We start from the raw sequence: 16,793 nt of genomic DNA, 5'->3' as shown, positions 1-16,793 counted from the left end.
TCGTCATGCCGACAGGGGTCGCCCCGTGGACAGGAGCAGCGCCGCGCACCGGCCGGGCAGGGGCCCGCCGCGTGCCCGCGCACCGGGTTCCGCTTCTCAGTCCCTCTTGCAGATCCGGTCGAGCAGATTGGCCGTGGCCCGCTGGACACGGGAGTCGACATGGCCGGGGCGGTCCAGAGCGGGGGACCAGGCGAAGGTGCCCGAGGCGAAGACGAGCGCTCCCGACGGAGCGCGGTACAGCGAGGTCTCCTGGTGCCGCGTGGTCCCCTCGCTGTCGGCGTACGGGGAGTGCGCGAGCAGCATGCGGCTCTCGTGCTCGGGCAGCGCCGTGCGCGGGAAGTAGCGGTCGGCCTCGCCGGCGACCAGCCCGTCGATCTCGTCGCCCTCGGCCGCCCCGGTCGCCTCCCAGAGCCAGTGCGAGGCGTTCCGCACGACCAGGGGGTGCGGGTCGGGGACCCGGCCCGCGTACTGGATGCCGAGGAGCTGCTGTTCGGGGCGGTCGATCTCGCGCCACAGCGCGGACTTGCCCGGGCCGCGGCGCTTGCGGCAGGTGAGCAGGCGGTCGGGGACCCCGGAGGGCGACGGGCCGAGGCCGACCTGCCAGTACATGGTGTTGGCCGAGAGGAAGACGAGCGAGGTGCCGGTGTCCCGGGCGAGCTCGGCGGTGCGACGCATCGGCACCGACCAGTACTCGTCGTGGCCGGGGAAGACCAGGCCCCGGTAGCGGCTGGGGTCGACGCGGCCCGCGTGCAGGTCGCGGGCGTCGGCGTACGCGAGGTCGTAGCCGTAACGCTCGGCCCAGCGGATGAAGTCGTAGGCGTGGCCGACGTGGAGGGGCAGGCCCGCGCCCGCGTAGGGACGGTCGAAGGAGATGGTGGCCGCGGCGTCCTCCTCGCCCAGCAGCCGGCCCTGCTCGTCCCAGGCGTGGTAGAGACTCGCGCCCGTGCGGCCGTCCTCGGGGTAGAGGTTGTACGCCTGCCAGGTGACGTCCGGGAGCAGGAGCAGCAGGTCCGCCGGGTGGTCGTCGCGGACCGTGAAAGGGACGTGCGAGCGGTGGCCGTCGGCGGTGGTCAGCACGGCGACGTAGGCCCCGACCGACCAGTAGCTGGGGATCTGCAGCCGCCAGGAGAGCCACCAGTGATGGCAGGAGACCGTCCGCTCCGCGGCCAGCGGCGCGGGCTGGACGATGCCGGAGAGCCGCGGGCTGGTGGTGATCTTGGCGGCGCCGTCGCCGGCGTAGTGCCCGATGCGGTAGACGTCCACGGAGAACTGCTGGGGCGGGTCCACGGTGATGTGGAAGTCGATGGCCTCGCCGGGCGCCGCGGCCCCGGGGGACACGAACCCCTTGATCTGCTGGTGCACGTCGTCCGCGGTCCGCGTGCCGCCGCCGGACCCACTGCGGCCGAGGTCGGGGTCGGCGTACCAGGGGACGACGTGACCGGTGTCGTCGAAGTAGTTCTCGCTGCCTCGCAGCCAGGGCAGCGGGCCCTGCCCGAAGGGGTCGCTCACGGCATGCGCGAGGGCACCCGATTCCCATCGCCGGATCTGCTCCGCCCCCATCCCGCACCCCTCCCTCGTCCCCGATACATCCGGTGCGCCGGATGTGTCGGCGCCACCCCCAGCACATCACATTACGCACGCGCTCCGTCACCGTTCGTCGCGAATTGGCGCGCCCAGAGTCCAATCTTCCGGGCATCAGGGGGATATTCAGGACATTTATTGATCTAAGTGAACGGTCGGCCGTTCACTTGAGGAGCTGCCGCCCCGGGCGCACCGTTCAGCCCAGCCGTACGGCTTGTCGGTGCGCACCGTTCAGCCCAGCCGTACGGCTTGTCGGTGCGCACCGTTCAGCCCAGGCGTACGGGCTTGTCGGTGCGCACCCCCACAGCAGTGAGCCAGGAGAGCAGCGGATCCGCGTCGCCGTCCTCGACGAGGCTGAGCACGGGAGCACCGAGGTCCGACCTGCGGCCGCCGTCGACCAGCAGCGCGGGGCCGTCGAGCCAGTCGAGACCGGGAGCGGCCCCCGCCGTGTCCACCGCCGCGCAGCACACCATCGCCACGACGTGGTCGGCGAGCAGCTCCGCGCCCGTACGAGGCGGCTGGAGGGGGAAGAGCGGCAACGGGACGGGCCCCCAGAGGTCGAGGGGGTCGGTGCCCGCTGCGGCCGGCCCACCGTCCGCAGCGCTGCCGCCGGCCCGGGGCCGCGGTGCCGCCTTCTCCTCGTCACGCGCGAGAGCGGCCCCGATCCCCGCCGCGAGCGCCTCGCTGTCGGCTCCCGGGGTGGCGAGGTGGTCGATCACACGCGCCAAGGTGGGGACGGCGGAGCCGTCAGCACCCGCCGGCGCGCCCTGCACCCCCACGGAGACGCTCGTGGCCACCCCCATGGCGTCGAGCACTTGGTGCAGCCGGGCGGCCTCCGTGCGCCACTTCCGGTCCACGACCTCCTCCGGATACTGCTGCCAGTCGACGGGGGACCAGCCGGGTCCGGTCTCCGCCGGCCCGCCGTGGAAGAGCCGGGCGGCCAGCAGCGAGGCCGCCTCGTCGGCGGCGCCCGGCTCCTCGATCAGATCGCAGGCCGGGCGCTCCCCCAGCCGGGAGGTGAAGCCGTCGGCGAGCCGGTCGCGCCGGGAGAGCTCGGTGAGCGCCGAGACGACGCCGGCGTCCAGCCTGGAGGGCCAGCGCCCCATCCGCCATGCGGGCAGCGCGACCCGGGTCAGCAGCCGGTCCCAGCCCGCGTAGGCCAGCCCGACCTGCTCCTGGGCGACGATCCGCAGCCCGTAGTCCACTTCCTGGGCGCGCCCCGACGCTGCGGTGGCCACGCAGCGCTCCATCTCCGCGGCATGGCCGCGACAGCCGCGCAGCAGCACCCTGGCGATCCACCCCACGAAGGCCGAGGAGATCCGGCGCACGATCCCCTGCCCCGGCAGAACCGCGTCGGCAACCGCGGCGTCCAGACCACGGACGAAGCGGCGGGCTGCTGCTATGTCGGGGTGGGCGGACGGTCCGGTGCCCGCGACGACCGGTGCCAGCACGGCCCGGAGCTCGGCGACCCTCATCCACCACAGGAAGGGGGAGCCGATGACGAGCACGGGAGCCGCCGGGACCCTGCGCCCGCGGCGGGTCCCGGCCAGCCCCTTGAGGGCCTCGGCCTTCGGCTGGGCGGCGGGGTGCGTACGGTCCTCCAGCCAGCTGTCGCAGTCCGGGGTCAGCGCTATGGCCGACGGCGCCGGGACGTCGAGCCGGTCGGCGAGGTCCCGGACCAGCCGGTAGAGATCGGGGGCAGCGGCCTCGGTGAGGGGCACCGTCGGGCTGACCGCGGGCCTCGCGCGCGCCACCGCGACCGCGACCGCGGCGGCGAGCAGCAGCACGACGACCGCGAGGGCCGCCACCGCCCAGCTGACCGTGGACCACACGCCTGGGCCGATGTGCCCCTGGGCGCTCGCGACGAGCAGCACGACGGCCACGCCCGCCGGCAGGATCGCCAGGGCTGTGGCTCTGCTGCGGATACGCAGCAGAGCCACAGCCCTGGCCCGCGCTGCGTGCGCACCCAGCTCCTCAACCGAACCGGTACCGGACACGGCTGGACGTCACCCCCTCTGCCCCCGCGACGGTGTTGGTCACTCCCCCACTGTGGCACCCGTCACCGACATCGCAATGCCGGTGGGCCAAGTGCCGGAACGCTTGCGCCGCACCCTAGTTGGGGCCTCGGCGGGCGTCATCCGGATGGCCGAGCCGTCACCCGATGGAATGGCTTTGGGCAAAGCTGCTGACGTGTGGGTCCGGAGGCGTTCGGTGATACCGCGACCCGCCCCGCCCCCGGCGCACGGGCCGGTCCGGCTCCGGCGCACGGGCCGGTCCGCCCCGGGGTCCCCGGGCCGCCGGACACGGCCTTCCCGGGGCCTGGAGGGCTGCCGGACGCACCTGTGCCCGGCGCCTCCGCGGAGGGCCGGGCACAGGGGACGAACGGGTGTCAGGCCTCTTCGGCGGCCGTGCGGGCGATGTCCGTACGGTGCTGGGACCCGTCGAGGCGGACCCGGCCGACCGCGGTGTAGGCACGCTCCCGCGCCTGCGCGAGGTCCTTGCCGGTCGCCGTCACGGAGAGGACGCGCCCCCCGGCGCTGACGACCGCGTCGCCCTCCCGCCGGGTGCCGGCGTGCAGGACGAAGGCGTGCGGTGCATCCTTTGCCTCCACATCGGCGAGGCCCTCGATCGGATCTCCCGTGCGGGGCGTGTCCGGATAGTTGTGGGAAGCGATGACCACGGTGACGGCGGCGTCGTCGCGCCACGTCAGTGCGGGCACGACGTCCAGGGTGCCGTTGGCCGAGCCGAGCAGGATCCCGGCGAGCGGCGTCTTGAGCCGCGCCAGGACGACCTGCGTCTCCGGGTCGCCGAAGCGGGCGTTGAACTCGATGACCCGTACACCGCGCGAGGTGATCGCGAGGCCCGCGTACAGCAGGCCGGAGAACGGGGTTCCGCGGCGGCGGAGCTCGTCGACGGTCGGCTGCAGGACCGTCTGCATGACCTCGTCCACCAGCTTCGGGTCGGCCCACGGGAGCGGGGAGTAGGCACCCATGCCGCCGGTGTTCGGGCCCTCGTCGCCGTCCAGGGCCCGCTTGAAGTCCTGGGCGGGCTGGAGGGGCAGCACCGTGGTCCCGTCGGTGATCGCGAAGAGGCTCACCTCGGGGCCGTCGAGGAACTCCTCGATGACCACGCGGTCGCAGGCGAGGGCGTGGGCACGCGCGGCGTCGACGTCGTCCGTGACGACGACGCCCTTGCCGGCCGCCAGGCCGTCGTCCTTCACGACGTACGGCGCACCGAAGGCGTCCAGCGCCTCGTCGATCTCGGCAGGTGTCGTGCAGACGTAGCTGCGGGCGGTCGGCACGTTGGCACCGGCCATGACGTCCTTGGCGAACGCCTTGGAGCCCTCCAGCTGTGCTGCCTCGCCCGAGGGGCCGAAGCAGGGGATGCCGGCCGCGCGCACGGCGTCGGCGACACCGGCGACAAGCGGTGCCTCCGGGCCGACGACCACCAGCTCGGCGCCCAGCTCGGTGGCGAGGCGCGCGACGGCGTCGCCGTCGAGCGCGTCGACCGGGTGCAGTTCGGCCACCTCTGCGATTCCGGCGTTGCCGGGGGCGCAGTACAGAGCGGTGACATCGGGGTCGAGGGAGAGAGAGCGGCACAGGGCGTGTTCGCGGGCGCCGCCGCCGATGACGAGGACCTTCACGGGGTGCAGCCTAGCTGCCGGGGGCCGGGCGCCTCGACGGGCGCCGCTCCGTGGACAGCCCTCGGGCGGTCCGGGCGCGGGACAGGCGGGCGACGGGTCCGGGCGGGCGCGGGACAGGCGGGCGACGGGTCCGGGCGGGCGCGGGACGCGAAGATCCCGGGGTGCGCAGGGCCGGGGCGCGAAAGCCCGGCGCCCACAAGTCGCGGGCGCGACGGGGGCACCAGGGCTCGGGCGCGCAAAAGGCCCGGGCCGCGGCGGGCGCCAGGCGCGAGGGTTCCGGGGCGCGGAGCCCGCTACTCGTTGGTGAACTCCTCGACGACCGTGGCTCCCAGCTCGCGGACGATCAGGTCGTGGCCGGAGAGCGCGGAGTCGACCAGGTCGGGATCGTCCGCCTCGGCGGTGTCGTCCTCCGGCGCGACCGACCGCGGAGGCTCGGAGGCCCCACGGTCGTACGAGGACTGCTCGGACCGCCCGGACTGCTCCGACGGGGGCTGCTGCGAGGACGGCGGCGTCTGCGGGACGGGGGCCGCGGGCCGGGACTCGTACGACGGAGCCGGCGGCGCGGACGGGGGCTGGTACGGGGCGGCGGGGGGCCTGCCACCGCCGCCGAGCGGCGCGGGCTGCCCGCCGCCGCCCGACGGGTCGACGACCGCGTCCACCCGCCACTTGGCGTTGAACTGCTCGGCGAGTGCCTGCTTGAGCACCTCTTCGCTGCCGCTGCTCGAGAAGGTGTCACGGGCACCGGCGTTGAGGAAGCCGATCTGCAGGGTGCTGCCGTCGAACCCGGTGACCTGGGCGTTCTGGCTGAGGAGGATCCAGGTGAAGCGACGCCGGTTCTTCACGGCCTCGAGGATGTCGGGCCACATGTTCCGCACCTGCGCGGCACCCTGCGCCATGTCCTGCCCGCCCGGCGCGGGTGCCTGCGCCGCAGGGGCCGGTGCGGCCCGGACGGGGGCGGGAGCGGGAGTGGGCGCGGGCGCCTGCGGTACGCCGCTGCCCGGCGTGGACGCGGTGGGCCAGCCGCCGGGCCGGCGTGCCGCCTCGGCACCGCCCCCGCCGCCGGCTCCGGCCGCCGCGGGCCAGGCCCCGGGCCGCTGCCCTGCGGGCGCCGGAGGCTCCTGGGCCGGCGGCGCCTCCTGCGCCACGGGGGGCTGGGGCTGCTGGACCGCCGGGGGCGCCGCGGCCTCTGCGGCCACGGGTGCGGCCGGCCGTACGTCGACGGGGGCGCCGCCGCCCGGCGCCTCGCCCCGGGCCGCCGCACGGGCCGCGGCAGGTCCTCCGGCGGGCATCGCGACGCCGGCTCCATGGGCTTCCGGACCAGGCACGTATCCCACGGCGGGCCCGGGCCCGGCCGCGGCGAAGGACGCCCCGCGCTCCAGCCGGTCGAGCCGGGCCTGGAGCGAGCGCTCGTCGTCGAAGGCGGCGGGCAGCAGCACCCGGGCGCAGATCAGCTCCACCTGGAGCCGGGGCGAGGTCGCCCCGCGCATCTCGGTGAGCCCCTCGTTGACCAGGTCGGCGGCGCGGCTCAGCTCGGCGGCGCCGAACACGGACGCCTGGGCCTGCATCCGCTCGACGACATCGGCGGGCGCGTCGATGAGCCCCTTCTCCCCGGCATCCGGCACGGCGGCCAGGATCACCAGGTCACGGAGCCGCTCCAGGAGGTCGGCGACGAAGCGGCGGGGGTCGTTGCCGCCCTCGATCACCCGGTCCACGACCTCGAAGGCCGCCGCCCCGTCGCCCGCCGCGAAGGCGTCGACGACGGAGTCCAGCAGGGACCCGTCCGTGTAGCCGAGGAGCGAGGTGGCCATGGCGTATGTCACACCGTCGTCGCCCGCGCCGGCCAGCAGCTGGTCCATCACGGACATCGAGTCACGCACGGAACCCGCGCCGGCCCGCACCACGAGCGGCAGCACGCCGTCCTCGACGAAGCTGTTCTCCTTGCCGCAGACCTCCGCGAGGTAGCCGCGGAGCGTCCCGGGGGGGACCAGCCTGAAGGGGTAGTGGTGCGTACGCGACCGGATCGTGCCGATGACCTTCTCGGGCTCGGTGGTCGCGAAGATGAACTTGAGGTGCTCCGGCGGCTCCTCGACCACCTTCAGCAGGGCGTTGAACCCGGCCGGGGTGACCATGTGCGCCTCGTCGATGATGTAGATCTTGTACCGGCTCGACGCGGGCCCGAAGAACGCCTTCTCCCGCAGGTCACGGGCGTCGTCCACACCACCGTGCGACGCGGCGTCGATCTCGATGACATCGATCGATCCCGGCCCGTTGCGCGCCAGGTCCTGGCAGGACTGGCACTCACCGCAGGGGGTCGGCGTGGGCCCCTGCTCGCAGTTCAGACAGCGGGCGAGGATGCGCGCGCTGGTCGTCTTCCCGCAGCCTCGCGGCCCGCTGAACAGGTACGCGTGATTGACCCGGTTGTTCCGCAGGGCCTGCTGCAACGGGTCAGTGACATGCTCCTGACCGATGACCTCGGCGAAGGACTCGGGGCGATAGCGGCGGTACAGCGCAAGGGACGACACACATACGAGGTTATCGGGGCGGACCGACAACCGGTCCCGCCCGGGACCGAGCGCCCGGTGGGACACCACACCCCGGACACGCAAGGGCCCCCCACGCACCCGCCAGAGCCAACCTACCCTTGCTGCCTTCCGGCCCTGGGGGAGTTCAGTCAGATAGCGCCACGTGAGGGGCTGACGCCCACCTTAGCCGATCCCAGCCCCCTGCCGTCCACCCGCTCCCGGACCGGAGGGGGTCCGGGAACGATCTCCGGGGAACGTGTTCGCGAGCACCCTCCAACGTCTTGTATTGTTTGCCGCGGAGGATTCGCCTAGTGGCCTAGGGCGCACGCTTGGAAAGCGTGTTGGGGGCAACCCCTCACGAGTTCGAATCTCGTATCCTCCGCCATTGCTCTCACCGGGCAATACGTCGAAGGGCCCCACCGCTTGCGGTGGGGCCCTTCGGCGTTCTCCTGGGCCCGCAGTCTCATCTGCAGTCTCATCGAGACCCTGCGGAGCCGTCCGCGCCACTCTCGTCGGGCTCCTCGGCCACCTCCCGGATGAGCCCCCCGACCCGCTGCGCGACGTCGGCGAGGATGCCGCCTGTCACGTGCTGGTACCGGGCCGCCATCGCCCTGCAGGTCATCGCTCGCGCGCCTCTCTTCCGGGCGCCACCGGCGGGGCCGGTCGGCTCCTCCTGCATGGCCTTGTGGCCCTCGAAAACGCCCAGTTGGTGCGTATAGCCTTGGGCAACTCATGGGGGGGCACATGGCTGGGTGGAGCAGGCTCGACGGCAAGCGGGCTCTGGTGATCGGTGGTGGCGGGGCAGGGATAGGCCGGAGCATCGTCCGTGCCTGTGGGGCCGCCGGGGCGGCGGTGGCGGTGGTCGACCTGGACGCCGAGCGGGCGGCCGGGACGGCGGACGAGTTGCGGGCTGCCGGACACGTCGCCCACGCGCTGAGCGGTGACGTGCGCTCCCCGGAGCAGCTCGAGGACGTGGTCGCCGGCGCGGCCGAACGGCTCGGCGGGCTGGACATCCTGGTCACGGTGGTCGGTGGGCAGGTGGCGTTCGTACCTGCGGTCAAGCTGCATGAGATGGCCGACGAGGACTGGGACACCGTCTACGACGTGAACCTGCGCTACGTGGCTCGCGCGGTGCGCCAGGTGCTGCGGCTGTTCCTGGCGCAGGGCACCGGCGGGAGCATCGTCAGCATCGGCTCGGTCAGCGGGTTCATGGCCGCGCCGAAGCAGGCAGGTTACGGGGCCGCCAAGGCCGGCCTGTACAGCCTGGCGCGGACCGTCGCGGCCGAGTACGCGGCGGACGGCATCCGGATGAACGTCGTCGCGGGTGGGGCGATCAGCACCGCCGTCAACGCCGCCCCCTCCGACGAATGGGTCCCCGAGATCCCGGCGGGCCGCTACGGCACGTCGGAGGAGATGGCTGCCGCAGCCGTCTACCTGGCCTCGGACGAGGCGCGCTACATCACCGGTCAGCAGATCGTGCTGGACGGCGGCGTCTCGGTCCGCGGCCCGTTTCCCGAATAGCCGGACCGGCCGGGCGCCCGAGCCCCAAGCCCTCCTCGGATCAGCGGGGAGAGCGAAGCCGGGACGAGCAGGATCTGCGGGCGACGGTGGGACCGGGGTCACCGTCCCTGCCCGCGGTCGAGCGCCGGGACGGCCACCACTACGCTCGCCGACCATGGACTGGGTCGAGCGCACCGCGCGGTTGCGGCAGTGGACGAGGAGTGGGACGCGGGCTCCGCACAAGCCGTTGCTGTTCCTGTACGCGCTCAGCCGGTTCCAGCAGGACGCCGACGACGAGCTGCGGTACAGCGCGGTGGAGGAGGACCTGCGGCGGCTGCTCGCCGAGTACGGCCCCGGCAACCGGACGACACCCGCCTACCCGTTCCATCATCTGGCGAGTGACGGTGTCTGGGAGGTGCGCACCGACCGCGGGCCCGGCAGCCCCGGGACCGGGGTCAGGGAACTGCGCGGAACCAGCGCCGCCGGGCGGCTGGCGCCGGAGCTGAGGGCTGCCCTGCGGCGGGACCCGCCCCTGCTCGGCCGGATGGCGCGGATGCTGCTCGATCTGAACTTCCCGCCCTCCCTCCACGGCGAGCTGTGCGAAGCCGTCGGCCTCGGACTGGAGGAGGCCGGGACCGGGCCGCTCTCGGCCGCGCGCAGGCAGCGGGACCGGCGGATGCGGGAGATGGTCCTGACGGCGTACGAGTACCAGTGCGCCTTCTGCGGGTACGACGGCAGGATCGGCACGGTGCCGGTCGGGCTCGAGGCCGCCCATGTGCGCTGGTGGGCGTTCGACGGCCCGGACGACGTCGAGAACGGGCTGTGCCTGTGCTCTCTGCACCACAAGCTGTTCGACAAAGGCGTCCTCGGGCTCGACGAAGGCCGTGACGAGAGCCGTGACGAGGGCCGCGGCGGGCGCCACCACATCCTGGTCTCACAGAGCTTCGTCGGCCGCAGCACCGCCGCGCGCGAGCACGTCGTCGCGCTCGCCGGCCGCCCGGTGATCGGCCCTCAGCCGGGCGTCCGTCCCGTCTCGACCGCCCACCGCTCCTGGCACACCAGCCAGGTCTTCCAGGGCAGTCCACGTCCCGCAATGGCCGTCTGACCGCTGGGCCGAACGGCCGCCGGTCCGTGCCACCCGGGCGCGGACCGGCGTGCCGGGTGGCGCCGTGACGCTTCGCCGTGACGCGGCGCTCCCCGGGCTCAGGCCGCGAGCGAGACCTCGGTGCCCGGGGCTGCGCCCGGGTAGGCCTCGACGACCAGGTTGAGCTGGCGCTGCATGTACCAGGTGTTCAGGCCGAAGACGAACGCCAGCCACATGCTCGCGGCGGGGCTGCACGTCACCGGCAGACCGGCCGCGCGCTGGGCGTTCGCGATGGCCTTCCCGGTGTTGTGGAAGGAGATCAGCGGAGCGACCAGGGTCCAGCCGAGGAATATGAGGACCAGCACGCTGCCGCCCGGGCTCAGGGGCCTGCGCCGGTCGAACTGCTGCAGCTCGTTGTGGATCTTGAAGTACCAGACCAGCTGGTAGATCCCGAGGGTGATGAGGGTCAGGCCGAGCCACACGGCGACGGGGCCGCGGCGCTTCATGGCGAGACCGGTCAGCCTGACGGCGGGTGCGCCGGCCGCGGCGGGCTCCACGGTGCCCGCCGCCGCGCTCCGAACGTCCGGACCGGACGCGGTGGTGGGCTGAATGTCAGCCATGTGAGGTGCTCCATCTGCTGGTTCCGGGTTGAGCCGGAGCAGCATGACAGCAAGTGAAGGCCTTGTGAAGACAATGGGGTATTCAGTGGGTATCTCGTCACTTTTTCGTGATGATGCGCCAACCAGGCACGCCACCCGCGAAGTTGCGCGATGCGGCCACCCGCCTCTGCCGGTCCGTGCCCGGGCGCCCGGTCCCCTGCGGGGCGTGAGGCGCGGTCCAGGTCGTCACCCCGTGCCACGACCAGCCACTACAACCATCGGGCGTGACCGTGAGTCTGGCCCCGTAGCCGACAGGCCACAGGCCTCCCCCGGCACCGGGAAAGCTCCAACTCACCTCGAAGGAAAGCCCACTGATGCTCGTACGGCACCTCATACGCACGGCAGCCGTCTCGTCGGCTCTCGCGTCCACCCTGCTCATGGCCGGCGGAGCGGGCGCAGCCGAGGCATCCGGCTGGGAGGTCTCGCTCTCCGGGGACAGCCCCGCCACTTCCCTCATGTCCGTCTCCACCGTCGACGACGACCTCGCGTGGGCGGTCGGGCGCAAGGGCGGCGAGGGCGTCATCATGCGCTGGGACGGAGAGCGGTGGGCCGAGGACACCGCTCCGGGACTCCCTGCCGTCTGGCAGTGGTCGGCGGTGAGCGCCGTCTCCGCGGACGACGTCTGGGCCTACGGCTCGGTGGGCAGGGGCCAGGCGCTCGTGCACTTCGACGGCGAACGCTGGAACAGCGTCACCGCGGCGGGGCCCGCCGACGACTCCTGGCCCGAGGTACCGATCGACGCCGTCCCCGGACGGCTCTTCAAGGGCGGTAACGCGCTCTACACCTACTCCGGCGGCGCCTGGAAGACCTTCGCGCTGCCCGCACGCGTGGACATCAGGGGCATCGACGCGATCTCGGCGGACGACGCCTACGCCACCGGGATGAGGTACCCGGTCGACGGCGGCCACCCGGTGACGTACCACTGGGACGGCACCACATGGACGCTGATGGAGCAGCCGCCCCTGCTCACCGGCACGGACACCGCCAAGATCGCCGCCGAGTCCTCGGACAGCGTCTACGTCGCCGGTTGGGCCGTCGGCCCCGATGCCGCCCCGCCCGTGCCGGGCGTCGCCCACTGGAACGGCTCCGCCTGGGAGGACATCACCGGGGCGCTCTCGGCCCTGTACGTCCACGCCATCGCGCCCGACGGCCGGGGCGGTCTGTGGGTCACCGGCAACGACCAGGCCGAACCCGCCCAGGCGGACCCGGTCTTCTGGCACTACGACGGCGCCACCTGGACGAAGGAGGCCGGGGCACCCGCATCCGACGGCGACACACGGTGGCCCTCGTACGCCTTCTACGACCTGGCCCCGGCGGGCAGCTCCGGCGACTTCTGGGCCGTCGGCGACTACTCCACACCGATGGACGCGAACGGCGACCAGACGGTCAACGGCCTGATCGAGCGGTCGTCCACGGCGGCCCCGGAGGCGGCGGACAGCTGAGGGCGCCCGCCCCGCCGTCCGTGCCGAGGGCCCTCACCACGGGTGAGGGCCCTGGGTCAGGGACCTGCCTGTCCCGGCAGCGGACAGGACGTGCTCAGCGCACTTCCTTGATGCGGATCTGGTTGCCGGCCGGGTCGCGGAAGGCGCAGTCGCGCACGCCGTACGGCTGGAGGGTCGGCTCCTGGACGACCTCGGCGTCGCCGGCCTGCAGCTTCTCGAAGGTGGCGTCCAGGTCCGAGGTGGACAGGAGGATCCAGCCGTGGGTTCCCTTGGCCATCATCTCGACGACTGTGCGCCGTTCGTCCTCGGTGATGCCGGGGTCGGCGGCGGGCGGTGCCAGGAGGATGGACGTGTCCGGCTGCCCGGCGGGGCCGACCGTGATCCAGCGCATGGTGCCGGATCCGACGTCGCTGCGGACCTCGAAACCGAGGGTGTCGCGGTAGAAGGCGAGGGCTGCGTCCGGGTCGTCGTGCAGGAGGACGCTCGTGTTGATGGTGATGTCCATGCTGGTCACGCTAGCGGCGGTTCGGCAGGGTGTGCTTCTCGATTCCTGACCGGTCTGGTCACCTGTTTCGCCACGCACGGGGGCACGCCCGCCGCCCCGCTCGCCGCCCGGCGCCGGTAGGTGCTGGGCGGCATCCCGACGAGTTCGGTGAACCGCGTGCTGAAGGTGCCCAGCGAGGAGCAACCGACCGCGAAGCAGACATCGGTGACGCTGAGGTCCCCACGACGAAGCAGTGCCATCGCACGCTCGATGCGCCGGGTCATGAGATAGCCGTACGGCGATTCGCCGTAGGCGAGCCGGAACTGGCGGCTCAGGTGCCCGGCCGACATGTTGACGCCCCGGGCCAGCGCCTCGACGTCCAGCGGCTGCGCGTACTCCCGGTCCATCCGGTCGCGGACGCGGCGCAGCAGCGCCAGATCGCGCAGGTGCTGCGCTTCGGAGGGTCTGCCGGTCACATGCGCGATCGTGCCACGCGCCACGGTGCCGCGCAGCCTGTTCGGCCGGGAGGCCGGGCGGATGCGCGGCCGGGCGGTTGCGCGGCCGAGGACGGGCTGTGGCCTGCTCAGTCCGATGTCTTCTCCCACGCGAAGCCGTCCAGATCGGTGAAGGGCCCGATGTCGCTGCCGATCGCGATCCGGTGCGATCCGGTGCCGTCGGGCGCGACCCCCGCGTCCTTGGCCAGGGCGGCACGGCCGTAGAGCCCCAGGGAGACGGAGCCCGGCTTCGTGTCGAACTCGACGTACTTGCGGCCGAAGCTCTTGCCCACGGCGAGGCCGCGTTCGACGTAGAACCCCTTCGTCGCGATCACGTCGTCGACGCCCAGCAGGAGCACGAAGCGGTCGATCTGCCGGGTGGCGGGGCCCTTGTCCTTCTTCGCCGAGGAGGCGATCTTCCAGAGGGTGCCGTCAGGGGCCTGCACGACAGCGCCGTAGCCCCAGAGCGACTTCCCGGCAGGCTTCACGGACGTGGCTCCGGCTTCGAGGGCGGAGTCGACGAAGCTGTTGACGGTGGACGGCTGCGAGACCGTGAGCGACAGCGTGAAGCCGCGGAAGCCCGTGGTCGGGGCCTCGGCGGCCCGTACGCGTAGCTGGGTGCCCAGACCGAACGCGTCGGCGTAGAAGCGTTCGGCTGCGGTGGGGTCGTCCACCTCGAGGGTGACGGATGCGATGGAGGTCATGAGAAGAAGCTATTGCGGCTCCGTTCCGCGCGCTTCTCGATTCCTGACCGGTCAGGCGGAGGAGGTCCGACGGAGGAGGCCCGGTCAGGAGGAGGCCCGGTCAGGAGGAGGTCCGGGCCTCCGGGGCCGCCAGGACAGCCGGGACCGCCAGGAGCGCCGGGAGGCCTGACGTCCGGGTCGGGGGCCCGGCCGGCCCCCGGCCCGTCGACCGGCGGTCAGAGCGTGACGGCGGAGGCGGAGGCGGCGTCGAAGTAATGGCCCGCATCGAGGTCCTGGAGCAGGCCGGGCCGCGTCGGCCGCCAGCCGAGCAGCTCGCCGGTGAGGGCGTGCGACGCCGGGGCGTCCACGGCGAGGAAACCGCCCAGCCACCCGAAGTGCTCCCCCGCGGCCGACGGGTCCACGGAGGTCACCGGCACGTCGAGGTGGCGGCCGATCACCTCGGCGATGTCACGGATGGCGACGCCCTCCTCCGCGACTCCGTGCAGCACCGATCCGGCGGGTGCCTCCTCGACCGCGAGGCGGAACAGCCGCGCGGCGTCGAGGCGGTGGACCGCCGGCCACCGGTTCGCACCGTCACCGATGTACCCCGAGACTCCGCGTTCCCGGGCGACGGCCACCAGGGCCGCGGTGAAGCCGTTGTCCCCCTCGCCGTGGCAGGTGGGGGAGAGCCGCACCACGGACGAGCGGATGCCGCGCGGGGCGAGGGCGAGCGCCGCCAGGGAGGTGGCCGCCCTGACCGAGACCGGCGAGCCGTCGATCGTCGGCATGTCGCGCTCGGTCGCCACCCGCCCGGGGAGGAGGCCGGCGACGCCCGAGGCGATGACGAAGGGGCGGTCGGTGCCCGCCAGTACGTCGCCGAAGGCGTCGACCGCACGCCGGTCGGCCTCCGCGGCGCCCAGGAAGTCGCCCGAGAAGGCGATGTCGTGCTTGAAGGCGAGGTGGATGACCCCGTCCGCGGCGGCGGCCGCGTCCCGCAGGACGTCGAGGTCGTCGACGGTGCCCCGGACCACCTCCGCCCCGGCCCCGGTGAGCGCGGCCGCGGACGAGTCGGATCGGGCGAGCCCGACCACCTGGTGGCCCGCGTCGATGAGCTCGGGAACGACGGCGGACCCGATCCAGCCGGACGCGCCGGTCACGAAGATGCGCATGGGAAACTCCAACTCTGGATGTCAGTGACTGACATCCACCGTAACACCTGATGTCAGCGACTGACATGCACAATGAGGCTCGATGTCAGTCACTGCCGTCACGTAGGATCGGCCCATGGGTAGATGGGAGCCGAACGCGCGCGGGCGCCTGGCCGAGGCGGCGCTGGAGCTGTACAGCGAGCGCGGATTCGAGCAGACCACCGTCGCGGAGATCGCCAGGCGGGCCGGGCTCACGGAGCGGACCTACTTCAGGCACTACGCCGACAAGCGCGAGGTGCTCTTCGGCGGCTCCGAGCTGCGGGACCTGCTCGTCGGGGCGGTGGCCGGCGTCCCGGAGACCACGGCCCCGATCGACGCGCTCGCGGCGGGCCTCGACGCGGTGTCCGAGATGTTCGACGACCGCCGGGAGTACGCGCGGAAGCGGCAGGCCGTGATCGTCGCGAACGCCGAACTCCAGGAGCGCGAGCTGATCAAGCTCGCCTCGCTGTCGGCCGCGCTCGCCGCCACCCTGCGCGGGCGCGGCGTTCCGGAGCCGGCGGCGAGCCTGAGCGCCGAGACGGGGATCGCCGTCTTCAAGGTCGGCTTCGAGCGGTGGATCACCGAGGCCGAGGAACGCGCGATGTCCCTCGTGATGCGGGACGTGCTGGACGAGCTCAAGGCCCTCACGGCCGGCGGGCGCACCTCCTAGGGAACGCCGCGTCCCGGACTCCGGGCTTCCGCGCCCCGGACTCCCGAAGGAGGCCGCCGCTCCGGGCCGTTCTCAGCCGCCGAGGGCGATATCCCTGGTCACCCGGGCCGCCGACGACAGCAGGCTCTCGCGGACCTGGCTGGTGCGGTACATCCGGTCCGCCCGGAAGGAGACGCCGAGCGAGCCGAGCTTGTCACCGCTGCGGACGGGCACCGCGACGCACACCGTGCCGAGGTCGTACTCCTCCCGGTCCATGACCACCGGCGCCGACTGCGTCCCCTCCAGCTGCCGGATCAGCTCCTCCCGGTGCGTGATGGTGCGGGGGGTCAGGTCGGCGAGGGTGTGCCGCGAGAGGTATTCGCCGCGCGCGTCGGCGTCCAGTTCGCGCAGGACGCACTTGCCGAGCGCCGTGGCGTGCCCGGCGTCCTGGAATCCCACCCAGAGGTCGACCCTGGGCGTCTTCGGGCTGTCGACGATCTCCGCGATCCGGATCTCGCCCTCCTCGTAGAAGGTGAGGTAGGCCGCGGCCGACACGTCGTTCCGCAGGGAGGCGAGTGCGGGACGGAACCGACTGACCAGGTCCGGTGCCGGGTGCGCGCTGTGCAGCTTGTCGCCCAGGACGTAACCGCCGTCCTCGAGCATGCGCAGGTAGCCCTCCTGCGTGAGGGCCCACAGCAGCTCGTGGGCCGTGTCCGGCGGCAGCCCCGCCTGCCGCGCCAGCAGCTCGGCGGGCGCGCCGCCCTCGTGCGCCGCCACGGCTTCCATCAAGCGGAACGTGTGGTGGACAGAAGAGATGGGCGCGTGGCCCGCTCGGTCACCCATTCCACAAGCTTGGACCCGCTGC

Annotated in this window: 15 protein-coding genes, 1 tRNA gene and 1 other RNA gene; 5 read left to right on the top strand and 12 right to left on the bottom strand. The window is 73.1% G+C overall.

Features of this window, described 5'->3' with window-relative positions; translation table 11 throughout:
• Positions 1 to 96: 96 nt before the first annotated feature.
• The 5 genes from ACFUNE_RS18390 to ffs all read right to left on the bottom strand — a co-directional run bounded on the left by ACFUNE_RS18390 (position 97) and on the right by ffs (position 7,922).
• Positions 97 to 1,560: a N,N-dimethylformamidase beta subunit family domain-containing protein gene (locus tag ACFUNE_RS18390; protein WP_383568511.1), complete on the bottom strand. Its 1,464-nt coding sequence runs from the start codon at positions 1,558 to 1,560 to the stop codon at positions 97 to 99.
• Between the two features lie 287 nt (positions 1,561 to 1,847).
• Positions 1,848 to 3,578 carry a hypothetical protein gene (locus tag ACFUNE_RS18385; RefSeq protein ID WP_383568509.1) on the bottom strand — a complete coding sequence of 577 codons (1,731 nt, stop codon included), beginning with the start codon at positions 3,576 to 3,578 and terminating at the stop codon, positions 1,848 to 1,850.
• Positions 3,579 to 3,970: 392 nt separating this feature from the next.
• Entirely contained in the window at positions 3,971 to 5,224 is a 1,254-nt protein-coding gene (gene purD / locus ACFUNE_RS18380) for a phosphoribosylamine--glycine ligase (RefSeq protein ID WP_383568506.1), read from the bottom strand.
• A 293-nt stretch (positions 5,225 to 5,517) separates the two neighbouring features.
• Entirely contained in the window at positions 5,518 to 7,746 is a 2,229-nt protein-coding gene (locus ACFUNE_RS18375) for a DNA polymerase III subunit gamma and tau (protein ID WP_383568503.1), read from the bottom strand.
• A 79-nt stretch (positions 7,747 to 7,825) separates the two neighbouring features.
• An RNA gene (gene ffs, locus ACFUNE_RS18370) (signal recognition particle sRNA small type) lies at positions 7,826 to 7,922 on the bottom strand.
• A gap of 121 nt (positions 7,923 to 8,043) precedes the next feature.
• On the opposite strand from ffs, the gene ACFUNE_RS18365 reads away from it, so the two are divergent.
• Positions 8,044 to 8,131 (top strand) — tRNA-Ser (locus ACFUNE_RS18365).
• Positions 8,132 to 8,221: 90 nt separating this feature from the next.
• On the opposite strand, the gene ACFUNE_RS18360 is transcribed toward ACFUNE_RS18365, so the two are convergent.
• Positions 8,222 to 8,368 carry a hypothetical protein gene (locus ACFUNE_RS18360; RefSeq protein WP_383568500.1) on the bottom strand — a complete coding sequence of 49 codons (147 nt, stop codon included), beginning with the start codon at positions 8,366 to 8,368 and terminating at the stop codon, positions 8,222 to 8,224.
• Positions 8,369 to 8,490: 122 nt separating this feature from the next.
• Here ACFUNE_RS18360 and ACFUNE_RS18355 point away from each other — a divergent pair, with 122 nt between their 5' ends.
• On the top strand, positions 8,491 to 9,267 hold the full coding sequence (locus tag ACFUNE_RS18355) for an SDR family NAD(P)-dependent oxidoreductase (protein ID WP_383568498.1): 777 nt from the start codon (positions 8,491 to 8,493) through the stop codon (positions 9,265 to 9,267).
• Between the two features lie 154 nt (positions 9,268 to 9,421).
• Positions 9,422 to 10,351, top strand: a complete 930-nt coding sequence (locus tag ACFUNE_RS18350; protein WP_383568495.1) for a phosphorothioated DNA-binding restriction endonuclease — start codon at positions 9,422 to 9,424, stop codon at positions 10,349 to 10,351.
• 98 nt (positions 10,352 to 10,449) lie between these two features.
• Here ACFUNE_RS18350 and ACFUNE_RS18345 read toward each other — a convergent pair whose 3' ends face one another.
• Complete coding sequence (locus ACFUNE_RS18345; RefSeq protein WP_383568492.1) at positions 10,450 to 10,950, bottom strand: DUF4234 domain-containing protein; 501 nt, start codon at positions 10,948 to 10,950, stop codon at positions 10,450 to 10,452.
• A gap of 353 nt (positions 10,951 to 11,303) precedes the next feature.
• On the opposite strand from ACFUNE_RS18345, the gene ACFUNE_RS18340 reads away from it, so the two are divergent.
• Positions 11,304 to 12,431, top strand: coding sequence for a hypothetical protein (locus ACFUNE_RS18340; protein WP_383568490.1), 1,128 nt, complete (start codon positions 11,304 to 11,306; stop codon positions 12,429 to 12,431).
• A 94-nt stretch (positions 12,432 to 12,525) separates the two neighbouring features.
• On the opposite strand, the gene ACFUNE_RS18335 is transcribed toward ACFUNE_RS18340, so the two are convergent.
• The 4 genes from ACFUNE_RS18335 to ACFUNE_RS18320 all read right to left on the bottom strand — a co-directional run bounded on the left by ACFUNE_RS18335 (position 12,526) and on the right by ACFUNE_RS18320 (position 15,261).
• Positions 12,526 to 12,936 (bottom strand): VOC family protein, encoded by a 411-nt coding sequence (locus ACFUNE_RS18335; RefSeq protein ID WP_383568487.1) that lies wholly within the window; start codon positions 12,934 to 12,936, stop codon positions 12,526 to 12,528.
• A 5-nt stretch (positions 12,937 to 12,941) separates the two neighbouring features.
• Positions 12,942 to 13,391 (bottom strand): helix-turn-helix transcriptional regulator, encoded by a 450-nt coding sequence (locus ACFUNE_RS18330; protein WP_383568485.1) that lies wholly within the window; start codon positions 13,389 to 13,391, stop codon positions 12,942 to 12,944.
• A gap of 107 nt (positions 13,392 to 13,498) precedes the next feature.
• On the bottom strand, positions 13,499 to 14,113 hold the full coding sequence (locus ACFUNE_RS18325) for a glyoxalase (protein WP_383568482.1): 615 nt from the start codon (positions 14,111 to 14,113) through the stop codon (positions 13,499 to 13,501).
• Between the two features lie 215 nt (positions 14,114 to 14,328).
• Positions 14,329 to 15,261: an SDR family oxidoreductase gene (locus ACFUNE_RS18320; protein WP_383568479.1), complete on the bottom strand. Its 933-nt coding sequence runs from the start codon at positions 15,259 to 15,261 to the stop codon at positions 14,329 to 14,331.
• Positions 15,262 to 15,376: 115 nt separating this feature from the next.
• On the opposite strand from ACFUNE_RS18320, the gene ACFUNE_RS18315 reads away from it, so the two are divergent.
• Positions 15,377 to 15,949: a TetR/AcrR family transcriptional regulator gene (locus tag ACFUNE_RS18315; protein ID WP_383568476.1), complete on the top strand. Its 573-nt coding sequence runs from the start codon at positions 15,377 to 15,379 to the stop codon at positions 15,947 to 15,949.
• A 72-nt stretch (positions 15,950 to 16,021) separates the two neighbouring features.
• Here ACFUNE_RS18315 and ACFUNE_RS18310 read toward each other — a convergent pair whose 3' ends face one another.
• Entirely contained in the window at positions 16,022 to 16,771 is a 750-nt protein-coding gene (locus ACFUNE_RS18310) for an IclR family transcriptional regulator (RefSeq protein WP_383568473.1), read from the bottom strand.
• Positions 16,772 to 16,793: the final 22 nt, after the last annotated feature.

This window comes from Streptomyces sp. NPDC057287, assembly GCF_042667905.1.
Lineage (GTDB): Bacteria > Actinomycetota > Actinomycetes > Streptomycetales > Streptomycetaceae > Streptomyces.
The sequence above is the reverse complement of the archived record's forward strand: the minus strand, read 5'-3'. Positions and strand labels throughout refer to the sequence as shown.